Below are 14,325 nucleotides of genomic sequence, written 5' to 3'. Positions count from 1 at the left end.
CCGTGCTGATTGTGGAAAATGTGCGAAAAGTATATCGCGTGAAGGAAAAAGGAAGCTGGCTTCGCCAACAATGGAAGGAAGTAGAGGCCGTATCGGATGTGTCGTTTCGGATGGTGCCCGGAAAAATCATCGGGCTGTTGGGAATCAACGGAGCGGGGAAAACCACGACGATCAAAATGTGCTCGACCTTGCTCACTCCTACCAGCGGAACGATTACGGTAGACGGGTATGACGCGGTCAAGGAGGATCGGTTCGTAAAAGCCAAAGTCAACATGATCGCAGGCGGCGAGCGGATGCTGTACTGGCGCTTGACCGGGCGGGAAAACTTGCACTATTTCGGCAGCCTGTACGGACTGCACGGCGGAGCGTTGCGCAGCAGAATCGATTCGCTGCTCTTGCAGGTCGGGCTGCTCGATGCCGCTGATACCCCGGTAGAGCGGTATTCCAAAGGCATGAAGCAACGGCTGCAAATCGCTCGCGGCCTGATTAACGATCCGAGCTATTTGTTTCTGGATGAGCCGACACTGGGGCTGGACGCTCCGATCGCCAGGCAATTGCGCAAGCATGTAAAAGAACTGGCTGTCGCGCACGGAAAAGCGATCCTGTTGACCAGTCACTACATTCACGAAGTCGAGGAACTGTGCGACGAGGTGTACATCATCGACAAAGGCAAGCTGGTCGCACATGACACCCCTGCGCAACTGACCCAATCGCTCAACCTGGAGACAGCTTTGCACGTCGTCATCCCGGCGCTTTCCGCTTCCCTTGATCTCGATTTGCAAAAGCTCGCCGTGCGCTACGGCGGCTCACGGGAAATTGCCGAAACAGATGAACACACATGGGAAGTGACCTTGCGCGGGCAAACCGATATGACCACGCCGCTGCTCTCGCTGTTAGCCGCCCATCAGTCGCCCGTCCTGCGCCTACATACCCAGCAGCCGTCCCTGGAGGATGTCATCCTGCACATGGCAGACAGGAGGGGCGCATGAAGCAGCTTACTGCGCTGTTGTGGGCGGAAATCCAGAAGGAGCATCGGCATTCTTTTCACAGCAAAATGGTGTACTTCAGCCTGCTGATCTGGCCCGCCATCATGTTCGTGACCGCGTATTATTCGTTTGCGCCGTTTCGCACAGGAGCCGATTCGCCGCTTGCCCGCTTCCTCTCTGCCGAGCAGCTCCCGCTGTTTTTATTGACCGGGTATCTCGGGTACATTTTTTTCTGGTGCCTGGTGCAATCCGCCTGGCAAATGAGCTTCGAGCGACAGGCCGGGACGATGGAAATGATTTTTATCAGCCCGGTCAATCGGCTGGCTTTCCTGTACGGACGTTCCCTCTCCTCGCTTGTCGAGGGCGTCTGGCTGTTCTTTTGCTTCACCCTGCTGGCGCTGCTGTTCGTCGGCGGGATGCATCCAAGCGGCTGGTGGGCGATCCCGCTCGCGTTTTTCGTCCTGCTTGTCTCAGCCATCGTCTGGGGCGGTTTTTTAAGCGTCCTCTTCCTGTTTTCCCGCGACGCGAGCTTCTTGTATACCGTCCTGGACGAACCGATGCTGATCTTCTCCGGCGTACGCCTTCCGCCGCTGGCTTTTCCGCTCTGGGCCAAAGCGATTTCGTTTTGCTTTCCGCTCACCTACGCTCTCCAGCTTGTGCGCGGCTTGTTGATGGAAGGCGCGCCTCTGTCCGCTTTGGCGCCTGAATTGGCGCTGTTGGCCAGCGTCTTGCTGCTGCTCGTGCTGGTGACGGTCGTGTTGCTGAAAAAGGCGGAAAAGCACATGAAAGAGACGGGCAACATGGTGATGTACTGAGTTTTGCGCACAAAAAAAACCGCTTGATCCGAATGGGAGCAGGCGGTTTTCCGCTATGGCATGACCAAGCGGTACAACAAGCTTCGACCGCCGCGCCATTTTATTCAAATACGAATTAGACAATCATACCAGAAAAATAGTAAAATTTGGACAAGTACACAGATACGGCTCAATCTTGAGGGTGGTCGGCTCATCTCCCCACGTCACAAACGGAAGGGAGGTGGGATCGTGGCAATTACTCACGAAACGCTTTCGCTTATGCTCCAGTTTGGCGGCTTTGTTGTCGGACTGCTGAGCCTAGTCGTAGCAATCGTTGTTGCCTTGTCCAAACGAAATGACCGCCCTTAAGCTTTGACGTGGCTAAGGCGGTCATTTCGTCCGTTTTACAAGTCACTTGAGCCGATCCCCGTAAAGGGGCCGTCTTTGTACCACCGACATGGTGTTACCAGCACCGTGTCGGTTTCTTTTTTATCGTTCCCGGTTGCAGTTATCGATATAACGATAACTTTCTAGCTTCATAATAGCACCCTCTCCCATCCATTGACAACGGGAGAGGGTAAAAATGATGGATTAGTCCACCGTCAGCAGCTTTTCTACGAAGCCGCCGATTTCCAATTTGCGATCGACGAAGTGTACCTCCAGGATCCAGTCGCGCGGATGACCATTGTGATCAGGGTCTCTCATCGGTTTGTTGTTGTCCGGGTGAATGTAGTTGACGATGTCTTCCCCCTGAATTTTCTCGTGCGGAAATTCGCCGATGAGGTGTCCGGCGTGTGGCCCGCCAAACTCCCAGCCGTTCTCTTCAGCGACCTGGCACATGTAGTGAAACAACTCGCTGCTCGTAATATCCGGCTTGGATTCAAAGTAAGCCTTGCCCAAATCCCACGCTTTTTCGATATCGTCGCGCAGCTTGATTTTCATCGGGTCATTGCCGAGTACGTACGTCCGCCCCAGATCAGCTTCCCAGTCCTCAAAAATCGGTCCGAAATCGAGGAAAATAATATCCTCTGGAGTGACAATCAGGTCCGGCGGATTCTCCCTGTATGGATGGAGCGTGTTTTTTCCGGCGCGCACAATTCGCTTGTGCCAATACTTTTTGATCCCGAACATTTGAAAGGCAAGCTCGTAAATCTCTTGATTGATCTGTTTTTCCGACGCCCCGCTGCGAATGATTCCTGTTTCTTCGATTCGGGCAAACAATTGCTCTGCTTTTGTTTCTGCTTCACGCAAAGCCCGGTGTCTTTGCACCAACGCCTGATTCATCTTCCATTCCCCTCCTCATTTTAATACGTCCGAGCAGGCTTGTACGCCACGCTCAGTTCCTGAATTTTGGAAACAATCACACTCTCGACCTGGCTGTCCACCGCGATTTTTTCAGTCGCCAGCGGCACGAGCGGCTCGTACTCGCCAATCAGGACACTGTGCTGCGCCTGTTCGAAAAGCGGCAGATCGTTCATGTCATTGCCAAAGCAAATGAATGGTTCATCCTGCGGGGCAAACCGCTCCAGGGCAGCGAGCTTGTTGACACCCCGGCAGGTGAGATCGAGAATGTCCTCTGCGGAATGGTGGTGCATGGTGACGTCGAGTTCCTTCAGTCTTGCCGCCAGCTCTTTCGTCCGGTCTGCCGATAAAATCAAGATTTTCAAAACGGCATCCAGCTGATCGAAGTCGATGCGGCTAGCTTTGCGCCCACAGTCGATATTGCGCATGACCGGGTGAGCTTCTGTGCAGTTATGAGCGTAATCCCACTTGTCATCAATCAAAAACTGCGCTTGATGATCAGCCAGGATACGAATGATTTCTGTTGCCAACTGGCCGGGAATCGCCGTGTAGCTCTGCAACCGTCCCTGATGATAAGTCATGGCTCCATTCGCCCCGATCAGAAGATGGTTGGCAAACCGCTCATCCAAAACCGGCAGCATATCCCGGCACGGCCTGGCGGAAGCAAACCCTACGGTGTGGCCTTCCTGCTCCAGTTCAAGCAGACAATCCAGAATGCTCTTGGAGATAGGCTGCCCCTTGAAGCAGATCGTCCCATCCAAGTCGAAAATAAACCTCATCTGCTCCCTGTCCCCCCTTTACTCTATCGCTTTCATATGTATCATCATAGAGTGCAAGAGGCCCTCTCTTGAAGGGACAGATTTCACAAAATGACCGGGTCAGATTCGCAAAAAGCAGCTTTTTACCCGAACCAGGCAGCAGCCAACTGCCGGATGCCCGCCTCGATCTCCTGTTCGTTCAAAGCCCCGTACCCGAGCAGAAACGACGGGTATTCCCGGATGTCCTGCACCCAGTACCTCGCTGTCCCGTACACTTTTACCCCGTTTCGCAAAGCGCGCTCCATCCACTCTGCTTCGCTGCCTTTTTCCTTAACGGTCAAAAACGCGTGCAGCCCTGTGTCCTTTCCTTGCACGTCCACGCGATCCCCCATCCAGCGGGAGACAGCTTGAAGAAAAGCTTGCCGCTTGTCTGCGTAGCTTTTGCGCATAGCCTGCACGTGCCTGTGCCAAAAACCGTCGGACAAATACGCGGACAATGTCAGCTGATCCAGTCTGGCGACGGGCTGATCGTATTCCGGCACACGCTGGTAAAAGCGCGACAAAAGATCATAAGGGAGCACCATGTAACTCAGATTGCAGACAGGCAGCAACGCTTTGGACAGCCTGCCGATGTAGACCACTTTTTGCGGAGACAAGCTTTGGATCGCAGGAAGGAAGCTCTCTTCGTACTTGAACTCCCACTCATAGTCATCTTCCACGATATACGCGCTGGTTTGTGCCCATTCGATCAGCTCGGTTCTTTTTTCAAGCGGCATCACAAGCTTGTTGATGAACTGCTGGGACGGGCTGACGTACATGACGGTTGCCTTGCTGCTCAGAAGCTCTGGTATGGAGACGCCGTCCGCGCCTACCGTGATGCCCCGGACTTGATAGCCGCCGTTGACAAACGTGTTTCGCGCGCCGTCATAGCCAGGGTTCTCCACGCCAATGATCTGTTTCTCCCTGTCCAGAAGCTGTACCAAAACGGAAACGAGCTGCTGGGGAGTAGCTCCGACGACAATCTGCTCCGGGGTCGCCATGACTTTGCGCGTCTCGTGCAACAGCTTTGCCAGTTCTTTTCGCAGCTCGAACTCGCCCTGGTCCTGACCCTCTACCATGTAGCGCTGCTGGTGGTCGGCAATCACCCGGTTGCGCAGCTTGCTCCACTGCTGAAACGGGAAAGCTCCCAATTCGATATTGCCGTAGCGAAAATCCGTATGAATGTTCAAAGGGGCTGCTTCTGTCGTGCTTGGAGTGTGCCTGGTCGCAGGGGCTTCCGCCTTGTAGACGACCTGATATCCCTTTTTCGGCATGCTGCTGACATAGCCCTCGGACATCAATAACTGGTACGCGACTTCTACCGTATTTTTGCTGACGCCAAGCGACTGCGCGCAACTGCGAATGGAAGGGAGAAATTCCCCGTGCCGGACTTGTCCGTTCACGATTTCGTCTCTTAGATGGTGATACATTTGCGTAAAAAGCGGTTCTTTATCGGTAAACCGGATCGTCGAAAATTCTCGCAAAAACTACCGTCTCCTTTCGGCCGTACTTTGTGCATTAGTCTATCACAGAAGCTGACTCTTCTCGACGCAGGATCGTTTTGTGTGAGGGCGTCTGCTTTTTTGAGCCTGTCTTTTCCGCACCTGTCAGGTATGTGAAGCTGCGCCGTTGCAGGGATGATCTTTTGGCATGCAAAAAAGCAACCTCTCTGTCTGCGAATCACGAATCGCGAATCGGCAGCAAGAAAGGTTGCTTTGTTTTTAGGAGTGATTAAAATGCACGCGCGTATTGCTTTGGCGCGTCAAGCTCGTCGGCGGACAGCTCGCGGATGGCGTGAAGCGCCCAGTACGGATCGCGCAGCATGCCGCGTCCGACAGCTACCAAATCCGTGTCGCCATTGCCGATCGACGCTTCTGCCAGCCTCGGATCGTCGAGGTTGCCGACTGCAATCACCGGAACATCCAATGCCTGCTTGATCGCGCGGGCAAGTGGCACCTGATATCCTGGATGGATTCCCGGACGTCCGCCTGAACCGATCGGACCTTCGCCGCCACTCGACAAATGGAAAATGTCCACGCCCGCTTCTTTATATCTACGGGACAGCTCTGTGCTGTACTCCAGGCCATAACCGCCATCTACGTATTCTACCGCGGAAATCCGCATGATCAGCGGCATGTCTTCCGGGATCACTTCTTTGATCGCCTTGATGATTTCTACGCCGAACAGCGCTTTGTCCCGTCCGTATTCATCGTCCCGCAAATTCGTCAACGGCGAGTGGAACTGATGGATCAAGTATCCGTGCGCACCGTGGATTTCAATCGTGTCCACTCCCGCTTCCACTGCGCGTCTCGCTGCCTCCTGGAACTTGACGACCATCGCTTTGACTTCTTCTGTCGTCAGTGCCCGTGGCGTTTTGTAGCGAGAGCCAGGGAAAGGAACCGCAGATGCCGAGACAGGTACTTCAGCGTCTTCCGCTTTGCGGCCAGCGTGAGCAATCTGGATGCCGATTTTCGCGCCGTACTTGTGTACCTCGGAGATAATGCGCTTGTATGCCGGAATCTGCTCATCGGACCACAGGCCGAGGTCGAAGTTGGAAATGCGGCCATCCGGTTCCACGTCTGTCATCTCTACGATGATCAAGCCTGTACCTCCTACTGCGCGAGACACGTAATGGACAAAATGCCAGTCGGTCGGCGTTCCGTCTTGCGCTTCCACGGAGTATTGGCACATAGGCGGCATCACTACGCGATTTTTCAAAGTGAGTCCTTTGAATTGAAACGGGGTAGACAACAGAGCCATTGATTCCACTCCTTACTTTTTTTCATTATCATGCCAAAAGTTAGCGACCTCTGCAATCCCCCTGCTGCACTTTCGGGTGGTGGAGTTGCAGATTAAGCGGAAAAGCTGGGTTGGGGGAGTGCTTGGGAGCTGGTGGTGGTCAGCGGGAGTTTCAAGGAAAAATGCCAAATACGAAAAGCTTGCTTGGGTTGACCTTCGTAGTCTGCTTCATCGGTACTTTAGGTGTGGCGAGGAAAGAGGCTGGTGAGTTCGACGTCAGTTTCAAAAAAAAACATGAAAACAGATTAAGGCTTTTCTTGAAGAAGATTGCTGTATGCGACTCTTTCATGCAAAAAGCTCGTTGCTGCCTGCATTAGATTTTCCGCCCCTGATCAACTTTCAAAAATCACTCCCCGACCAAAGCCTAACGTTGGCCGAGGAAACAGGAGAAACAAGCAGCAGGGCTTTCGGACTCCTACCCAGCCGGAGGCGAAAAAGGAAAACGGCCTTTAAGCGGCAACGTGAATCCACTTCTCCGAACAAACTGCTTTTGACGCGGTTTTCCTTTTTCACCGCAGGCGGCTAGTTTAAGCTCCCCGCAAAAGGCCAGGTGCCCTGCTGCGGTTTCTCCTGTTTCCTCCCTCCACTACAGCTTCGCTCAACACCCACCTGGATTTTTCAGCAAAAAAAGCCATCCGCAACAACGGATAGCTTTTGTAAAAGGCAACGTCTATTATTCCGGCATCGAGCCGATGTAATTCGATTGCGGGCGAATGATGCGGTTTTTCGCAGCCTGCTCCAAAATATGAGCGCTCCAGCCAACTACGCGGCTCACGGCAAAAGTCGGAGTGAACAAGTTCTCATCCAACCCAACCGCGCGCATGACCGCAGCGGCGAAGAACTCCACGTTTGTGTTCAGCTTGCGGCCCGGTTTGTACTCGTCCAGCAGTTGCAAACCGACCTTTTCCACATGTGTTGCCAAGTCGAACCACGGATCGTCCGCCGACAGCTCGGAAGCCACCACACGCAAAGCCGTTGCACGCGGGTCGATCGTTTTGTAGACGCGATGACCGAAGCCCATCAGGCGGCCGCCGCTTTCCAGCTTGCTGCGCAGCCACGGCTCCGCATTTTCCTTCGTGCCAATCGCTTCGATCATCTCCGTTACTTCCGACGGAGCGCCGCCGTGCAGAGGACCTTTTAAAGCCCCGATGGCTGCCACAATCGAAGAAATCAGGTCAGACTCGGTTGAACCGACGACACGGCCAGCAAAAGTAGAAGCGTTCATGCCATGCTCCTGCGTCAAAATCAGGTACGCATCCAGCGCACGAACATGAGCCGAGTTCGGCTTCTCGCCTTTTAGCATGTACAAATAGTTCGCCGTGTGATCCAGTTCCGGGTTAGGGGAGATCGGCTCGCGGCCTTCCAGACAGGCGAAGCGATACGCCACGATTGTAGGCATTTTCGCAGCCAGCGCAATCACCTCGTCAATCGTTGGCGGGAAGCCTTGGGAGGAGCTGCCCAGCGCGGAAACGCCTGTGCGCAGCACACTCATCATATCGACATCTGCCGGGATCAGCTTCAAAATTCCTTTGACATGCTCCGGCAGTTCGCGGTTTGCTTTCAATTTATTCTTTAATTCCGTCAGCTCCTGCTCGCTTGGCAAATGGCCGAACCAGAGCAAGTGCGCTACTTCTTCAAACGTGTGGTGAATAGCCAGATCGCGCGCCCAATAGCCGCGGTATACGAGCAATCCGTTGATTCCATCTACCAGGCTCAGGTCTGTCTCCGCTACGGCGATTCCTTCCAGACCGATTGCCAAAGGATGTTGTTTTGTCATGATCGCCACTCCTTTTTCTTCTCTTTTCCCTTCAGTATATCGATTATTAATATGGAAGGGAAATAAAAGAAAAACCCGCTATCAATCACATTTTATAATCATTTGGCCCTTTGCTCCCCCCTACTGCCTTCCCCCTTGCACAACCGAAGGCATCGGCGGATAGAGCGCCTGCAAAATCTCCATGAAATGCTTGGCTGGCTCGCTAATTCCCACTTTCGGCACGAGCAGGTAAGAAGCCACCTTTGGCAGCACAAGCCCCGGCGTCGGCAGCTCGATAAAGCGATTTTCAAACAAATCCCGACTGACAGCCGACCGGGGCAAAAAAGACACGCCAAGCCCGTCTTCAATGAAGCGTTTGGTGATGTCCACCTGCGATACCGCCATCGTGCGCAAAGCAAGTCCTCTCTGGCGCAAAAGCAGCAGCAAATCGTCCCAGTAGCCCGGGTGATTGTGGGTCAGCAAACGGTTCGCCTGCACTTCCTGCTCCCAATCAGGCAAAGGAGCATCCATGTCGCCTCCGCTATGCGGTACAGCGAACACCACCGGATCTTCATACAGCAAGTACGTATCCAGCTGAAACTCGCCTGGCACCATCCGGGTCAGTCCCAAATCAGCCTGTCCACTCTGCACGAGCGGGCCGATCTCCACCGATTCGGCAATTTTGATCGAAATGTCTACATCCGGATATTGCTTGGTGAAACGGTGGAGCAGATGGGAGAAGCGGGCGCGGGCAATAATCGGCGAGACAGCCAGATGAAGCTTCTCCCGGTATCCTTGCCGCCACGCCTGCAAATCTTCCATGCTGTGGTGCCACTGTTCCAAAAGACCTTTTGCATGCGGCAGATAGCGCTTGCCCGCTGCCGTCAGCCTGACGCGTTTCCCAACCCGTTCAAACAGCTTGATCCCCAATTCCTTCTCCAGTTGTCGAATATGCTGGCTGACCGTTGGCTGGGCGATAAACAGCGCCTCAGCTGTCTGATGAAAATTTTCTGTTGTAGCCGCTACCAAAAACGTCTGCAGCACGCGAAAGTCCACACAATCTCCTCCTATCCATCCCCTTGTCTCTGTAGCCCGAAAAGCCGTCTGCCTTACCTGTTGTCGATTAGACAAGCTGTCCAGGGTGAAAAATTGGAACAAACACTTATATTTTTGGGTCTTTCTTCCTCATTTTTGAAAAAATTTACTGGAAATCACTTTCATCCTTCCCCCTTATGGTACAATACAAAATCGAGTGCGAAAAACCATTTACGGTTCGTACGCAAAAAAAAGAGAGAGTGTTACAAAGGGGAGGAACTCATGGAAACCACTACAAACGTGAACCCGCCACGCAAAAGCTCCAAAAAACCGCTGCTGATTGCGGGAGCAGCTGCTGTCGTTATTTTGGGCGGGCTCGGAACGGCCTACGCCAAATTCGACTTGTTCAAAAGCGCAAAAACGATCTACCTGCAATCGGAAGCGGAGAGCATGATGAAGTTCTCGTCCAACGTTTCCAAGGCTTATGGGGAATACGAAGAGTACATGAAGCCATATCTGGAAAAACCTGTGCACTCCACAACCGAACTGTCTGATATTGCGATAGATGCTACAATCCCAGACCCGCAAGCACAAAAAATTCTCGATCTGCTGAAGAGCGCGAAAGTCGTCATGCAAAGCAACATCGACGAGCAAAAGCACCAGCAGCAAGGAAATCTCGAAGTTCATCTGAAAGACAAGAAGCTGGCTACGATTGAGTACTTCATGAACGACTCGCAGTTTGGCTTCCGTCTGCCTGATTTTTACTCGAAATACGGCTACATGGACTTGAAAGACCGCGATGCCCTCAAGCAAAAATACGGTCAAGAGATGCCTAAGCGTTTCCTCACCTATCGCGAACTGATGGAAGCAGTCCGCTTCAACCAGGATGAAGTGAAAAGCGTGCTGACTCCGTATGCTTTGCTGTACGCAGATTCGATCAAGGACACGCAAGTAGCAATCAACAAGGATGCTTCCTTCTCAGAAGAAGGCTTCAAGGAAAGCGCTCGTGAAATCACTGTGACTTTTACCGAAGAAGAGGCAAAAGCGCTCGCAACCAAGCTGGCAGAAAAAGCGAAAGCGGACACGAAGCTGTTTGATCTGATCTACACCCGCTACCACAACGTCGCTACCTTGATGGCTGACAGCGGTTATGTGGTAGATGAAGTTTCCAAAGAAGAGTTCAAGAAAGACTACGATCAAGGCTTCGATGACTTGCTGAAAGACATTAGCGACAGCTCTACAGCGAGCAAGGAACAAGTGAAAATGGTCGTGCTCGTAGACGGCGATCACCAAATCTTGTCCCGCAAACTGATGTTTACTGGGGAAGACAACAAACAGGAAAACTTGTTCTTCTCAAGCACCGCTTACCAAAAAGGCGCGGACAGCTACTATCGCTTCGCCATCCACAACCCGGAAGATCCGAAAAACGGCGAAGTATCCTACACGTACAAAGCGACTGAGCAAAGCGGCAAAACAAACGGCAAGCTGAATCTCCTGGTAAAAGAGAACGAGCAGCCAGCGCTTGATCTGTCGACAACATTTGAAACCGTCAAAGAAGGCAAAAAAGTAGACGGCAAGTACGATTTCGCAGTCGTTCTGGCAGACGAATACTCCGAGCCGATCGCTCTGAGCGGGAACGTCACTGTATCCGAGACATCTACAGATGCCGGTCGCGATTCCGACGCCAGCGTGAAAATCAACTTTGACCAGGCGACTCCAGACATGCCAAAAGGTATCAGCCTGAAAATGAAGTCCAAGCAAGAATTTGGCAAAGCGCTAGAAATTCCAGCCATGACAGCTGACAATGCCCTCAACCTGGCAACCATGACCGATGAGCAAATGATGGAAGTCCAACAAGAGGCAGGAGCCGCAGCAGAAAAATTCATGGCGGAAAACGCCGAGCTGGTCCAACAATTCATGATGCCATAAGCATCGCAACTGCGAGAATAAAAAGAACCTTGTCCACTGTGAAGTGCGGCAAGGTTCTTTTTCTTACATATATCCCATGTAGATGATGTAGACGATCGCCGCATAAAAGACGAGACGATCTACGGTTCCATAAAGCGCGCGCGACAGGCGCACACCTACCCAGCCCATTCGCAGCGGCCAAAACAGCTGAATACGCCCCACCAGCATGTCGCTGATCAGGTGCGAAAGCAATCCCCACAAGGCCGCCCAGCCCTCCGGGGAATCGCCCCAAAAAGCAGCCGGAAGCAACAAAATGACCCACGAATGCGTCAGCGTCCGGTGCCCAAGCCCTTTTTGCAGCATTTTGGACACAGGGCCCAGGAAATGCCCCAGCTTGCTTCTCGCCTGATCGATATCTGGCACCAGCGCCATCGTGGCACCAATTACGCTCCCCTTCCAGGAAGGGTACGCCCAGTATCCCGCGATTGCGCCAAGGAGCATATGTGTCTTCCACGTCATTTCTTTTTTCACACCGACTTTCTCAAGATGATCTTCCTCGTGCATGTGGAGTTGGCGTGAACCATTATGCTTCCAACAACGTCATGAAGCTGTCGGGATCAAGCTCCTCTCCCTCGATCACGATCGCTGTCATCCCAGACTCTGTTCCCGATTCGTGACCCTCGCCCGCCTGCCAAAAAGCCGCCTGGCCCGCCTGAATCGGAATCCGCTCGTCATCCTCTCCCCGCACCCAGCCCTCTCCGTTGACCACGAGAAAGAGCTGCGGGCAAACAGCCGGATGATAGCCTACTACCCCGCCGGCTTTTACATGAATACAGCCGATGGACACAGCATCTTTCGTACGCAAAATGCGAGAAAACACCGCGCCGACAGAATCAAAACGCTCGATCTCTCTCCCAGCCTGTTCGTCAAATCGGAATCGTCTCATCGTCTCTCCCCCATTTTTCGCACTGAACTCCTATCTTATCGCAATCGCCACATTCGTGACAGACTCTGTTTTCGGCGCTCTCCTTCATTTTGGTGTGGCGATATGCGCCTGTTTGAACCAGATGTCCTTGTAATTGGCTTGGCCCAGCGCATTTAACGAGACTCCGGCAAGTGCCGAGTGGTAAACCGAATGCTGCCTTGTATGGTACAAAAACAGCAGAGCGCACTGCTCGGCCAGCAGCATCTCGATACGCCGCAGCCTCCTTTGCTGCCCTTCCTCGCCCTGTCCCTCCGCCAAAAGCTCCAGTTCACGATCAATCCGCTCGCGCAAGGCCGGATTCCACAAGTTCCGGGCAAAGCTGATGTCCGAGCGAAAAAACTCGACCATCCCCAAAATCCACTGCTCATCAAAAACCTCTCCCGCCAAAACGAGATCGGCTTGAAGCAATACCTCCGGCTTTTTCAACGTTTCAATCGGCACAATCGTCACATCGACGTGGACACCATACTCTATCAGCTGTTGCTGCACCCACTCGACGTTGTTTTCATTGCCCGCGCCTTCGTATGTATACAGCTTCAAGCGCTCTCCCCTATAACCGCTGTCCTTTACGGCAGCCTGTTTTTCCTCGCGGCTTCCCGCTGCCAGAGCGGGTTCGATCCCCGGAACTTCCGGAAAAAAGCTGTAGGCCCGCCCGTAGCGGTTTCCTTTCAGTTCGGCAATCATCTGCTTGCGCGAGAGGATGCTATCCACAGCCTGACGAAAAGCGCGGTTTTGCTGCGGGCCTTGCCGATTCAGGTTAAACGCAAGGTAAGTAGCCCCTCGCTCCACTTGCTTCAACTCCTGCCAGCTGCCCAGCGGCTTCGGCATGCTCCAGGCTGTCTGGAAATGGACTTCTTTTTCCGTAGCAAAAAATTTCTCGCTGCGCTTGTCAAATTGCGGCACTACCCAGATTTCCACCCGATCCAAGTGTGCTCGTCCCTGAAAATAAGCGGGAAATGCCTCCAGAACAAACTGTTGCTCATCATTCGTCACCAGCCGAAAAGGCCCGCTTCCGACTGGCAAGCGACTGAACTCCTCGCCTTTTTGCTGCACCATGTCCACCGGAACGATGGACAGACGATCCGAAGCGAGACAGGCAGGCAGCAGCCGATTGGGCCGTCTTAGCCGGATGTGCAAAACGTTGGCGCCAAGAGCCGCCATTCGCTCCACATCTTCAAGCATCCAGCGATACGGCGATCCCGTCTGAGGATCAGCCACCCGCTCCAATGTCCGAACTACATCCTGCGCGGTCAACTCCCGCCCGTGATGAAACAAGACTCCTTTTCGCAAATAAAAGGTCCACTCCGTCCCTGCCGCATTCGTCTCCCAATGATGAGCCAAACGCGGCTTGTAGGCATGTTCCTTAGCATCGTAGCTGATCAGCGTATCGAAAATTTGCCTGACCATGTGCGACTCTGTGCGTCTGTTCACAAAAGCCGGGTCAAGACGGGGAATCGTTCTGTAAAAAGACATGCGCAGCGTGTCCAATGTCCGCTCTTCGACAATTTGACTGTGAAAGCCGAATTGCCCGGAGAGCCAGTCAAAAAAGCGTTCCCTGCCCCCGGCAGGAAGACGGGACTCTTGCAGCAACTGCATAGCCCGCTCCAGATCGCCTTGCTCAATCTGGGCTTTGGCGAGCGGCATGACAATCTGCTCGACACTGCGCAAAAAGACAAGCTGCGAGCCGATTCCCCGCCCTCTGCCCGGCGTCCATTCGATCCAGCCTTGTTCGACCAGCTGCTTGATGATTTTTTTGACGTTGCGTTCCGTACAGCACAAAATCTCCGCCAGCTCGTGAAGCGTAATCGCTTGCGCTTCGCCCTCCTGCCTGTTGGCAAAATGTTGGCGCAAGCGCAAGTAATGATACACAATCTGCAAAGTTGCCTCACTTCTTTCTGTAAAAAGGGGAACTGCCTCTGCTACTACTCTACCCTTTTTCTTCCCCTTTTTCCAACTACAATGG

The 14,325-nt window shown here is 53.2% G+C and carries 14 protein-coding genes; 5 read left to right on the top strand and 9 right to left on the bottom strand.

Going from position 1 to position 14,325, the window contains the following annotated elements; genetic code table 11:
* Positions 1-2 precede the first annotated feature (2 nt).
* The 3 genes from HP435_RS02750 (at position 3) to HP435_RS02740 (ending at position 2,149) form a co-directional block, all read left to right on the top strand.
* Positions 3-989: an ABC transporter ATP-binding protein gene (locus HP435_RS02750; protein ID WP_063229413.1), complete on the top strand. Its 987-nt coding sequence runs from the start codon at positions 3-5 to the stop codon at positions 987-989.
* A complete protein-coding gene (locus HP435_RS02745) occupies positions 986-1,801 on the top strand; it encodes an ABC transporter permease (RefSeq protein WP_122966618.1) in 816 nt (271 codons plus the stop codon). Before HP435_RS02750 ends, HP435_RS02745 begins: the two co-directional genes overlap by 4 nt.
* A gap of 228 nt (positions 1,802-2,029) precedes the next feature.
* Positions 2,030-2,149 carry a putative holin-like toxin gene (locus tag HP435_RS02740; protein WP_208715247.1) on the top strand — a complete coding sequence of 40 codons (120 nt, stop codon included), beginning with the start codon at positions 2,030-2,032 and terminating at the stop codon, positions 2,147-2,149.
* A gap of 222 nt (positions 2,150-2,371) precedes the next feature.
* On the opposite strand, the gene HP435_RS02735 is transcribed toward HP435_RS02740, so the two are convergent.
* From HP435_RS02735 to HP435_RS02720, 4 genes are all read right to left on the bottom strand, one after another.
* The gene (locus tag HP435_RS02735; protein ID WP_122966620.1) at positions 2,372-3,064 is read right to left on the bottom strand and encodes a M24 family metallopeptidase; all 693 of its coding nucleotides are present in this window, start codon (positions 3,062-3,064) and stop codon (positions 2,372-2,374) included.
* Positions 3,065-3,084: 20 nt separating this feature from the next.
* Positions 3,085-3,861, bottom strand: coding sequence for an HAD-IIB family hydrolase (locus HP435_RS02730; RefSeq protein ID WP_173599920.1), 777 nt, complete (start codon positions 3,859-3,861; stop codon positions 3,085-3,087).
* Positions 3,862-3,983: 122 nt separating this feature from the next.
* Positions 3,984-5,363: a MocR-like pyridoxine biosynthesis transcription factor PdxR gene (locus HP435_RS02725; protein ID WP_173599921.1), complete on the bottom strand. Its 1,380-nt coding sequence runs from the start codon at positions 5,361-5,363 to the stop codon at positions 3,984-3,986.
* A gap of 247 nt (positions 5,364-5,610) precedes the next feature.
* Positions 5,611-6,639: an NADH:flavin oxidoreductase/NADH oxidase gene (locus tag HP435_RS02720; RefSeq protein WP_063229408.1), complete on the bottom strand. Its 1,029-nt coding sequence runs from the start codon at positions 6,637-6,639 to the stop codon at positions 5,611-5,613.
* A 122-nt stretch (positions 6,640-6,761) separates the two neighbouring features.
* On the opposite strand from HP435_RS02720, the gene HP435_RS02715 reads away from it, so the two are divergent.
* Positions 6,762-6,995 (top strand): hypothetical protein, encoded by a 234-nt coding sequence (locus tag HP435_RS02715; protein WP_173599922.1) that lies wholly within the window; start codon positions 6,762-6,764, stop codon positions 6,993-6,995.
* A 356-nt stretch (positions 6,996-7,351) separates the two neighbouring features.
* On the opposite strand, the gene HP435_RS02710 is transcribed toward HP435_RS02715, so the two are convergent.
* Entirely contained in the window at positions 7,352-8,455 is a 1,104-nt protein-coding gene (locus HP435_RS02710) for a citrate synthase/methylcitrate synthase (protein ID WP_173597977.1), read from the bottom strand.
* Positions 8,456-8,575: 120 nt separating this feature from the next.
* Positions 8,576-9,490, bottom strand: coding sequence for a LysR family transcriptional regulator (locus HP435_RS02705; RefSeq protein WP_122966624.1), 915 nt, complete (start codon positions 9,488-9,490; stop codon positions 8,576-8,578).
* Positions 9,491-9,751: 261 nt separating this feature from the next.
* Here HP435_RS02705 and HP435_RS02700 point away from each other — a divergent pair, with 261 nt between their 5' ends.
* Complete coding sequence (locus tag HP435_RS02700; RefSeq protein ID WP_122966625.1) at positions 9,752-11,398, top strand: DUF6583 family protein; 1,647 nt, start codon at positions 9,752-9,754, stop codon at positions 11,396-11,398.
* Positions 11,399-11,461: 63 nt separating this feature from the next.
* On the opposite strand, the gene HP435_RS02695 is transcribed toward HP435_RS02700, so the two are convergent.
* The 3 genes from HP435_RS02695 to HP435_RS02685 all read right to left on the bottom strand — a co-directional run bounded on the left by HP435_RS02695 (position 11,462) and on the right by HP435_RS02685 (position 14,231).
* Positions 11,462-11,908, bottom strand: a complete 447-nt coding sequence (locus HP435_RS02695) for a metal-dependent hydrolase (protein ID WP_229049798.1) — start codon at positions 11,906-11,908, stop codon at positions 11,462-11,464.
* 52 nt (positions 11,909-11,960) lie between these two features.
* Entirely contained in the window at positions 11,961-12,323 is a 363-nt protein-coding gene (locus HP435_RS02690; RefSeq protein WP_122966626.1) for a cupin domain-containing protein, read from the bottom strand.
* A gap of 84 nt (positions 12,324-12,407) precedes the next feature.
* Complete coding sequence (locus tag HP435_RS02685; RefSeq protein ID WP_229049929.1) at positions 12,408-14,231, bottom strand: SgrR family transcriptional regulator; 1,824 nt, start codon at positions 14,229-14,231, stop codon at positions 12,408-12,410.
* Positions 14,232-14,325: the final 94 nt, after the last annotated feature.

The organism is Brevibacillus sp. HD3.3A (assembly GCF_013284375.2).
Taxonomy (GTDB): Bacteria; Bacillota; Bacilli; order Brevibacillales; family Brevibacillaceae; genus Brevibacillus; species Brevibacillus parabrevis.
Note: the sequence above shows the minus strand (reverse complement) of the source record. Positions and strands in the feature narration are given on the sequence as shown.

Coding starts and splice junctions, on each gene's coding strand:
- HP435_RS02745 (WP_122966618.1), top strand. CDS start 986: ATGAAGCAGCTTACTGCGCTGTTGTGGGCGGAAATCCAGAAGGAGCAT.
- HP435_RS02735 (WP_122966620.1), bottom strand. CDS start 3,064: ATGAATCAGGCGTTGGTGCAAAGACACCGGGCTTTGCGTGAAGCAGAA.
- HP435_RS02730 (WP_173599920.1), bottom strand. CDS start 3,861: ATGAGGTTTATTTTCGACTTGGATGGGACGATCTGCTTCAAGGGGCAG.
- HP435_RS02720 (WP_063229408.1), bottom strand. CDS start 6,639: ATGGCTCTGTTGTCTACCCCGTTTCAATTCAAAGGACTCACTTTGAAA.
- HP435_RS02710 (WP_173597977.1), bottom strand. CDS start 8,455: ATGACAAAACAACATCCTTTGGCAATCGGTCTGGAAGGAATCGCCGTA.
- HP435_RS02700 (WP_122966625.1), top strand. CDS start 9,752: ATGGAAACCACTACAAACGTGAACCCGCCACGCAAAAGCTCCAAAAAA.
- HP435_RS02690 (WP_122966626.1), bottom strand. CDS start 12,323: ATGAGACGATTCCGATTTGACGAACAGGCTGGGAGAGAGATCGAGCGT.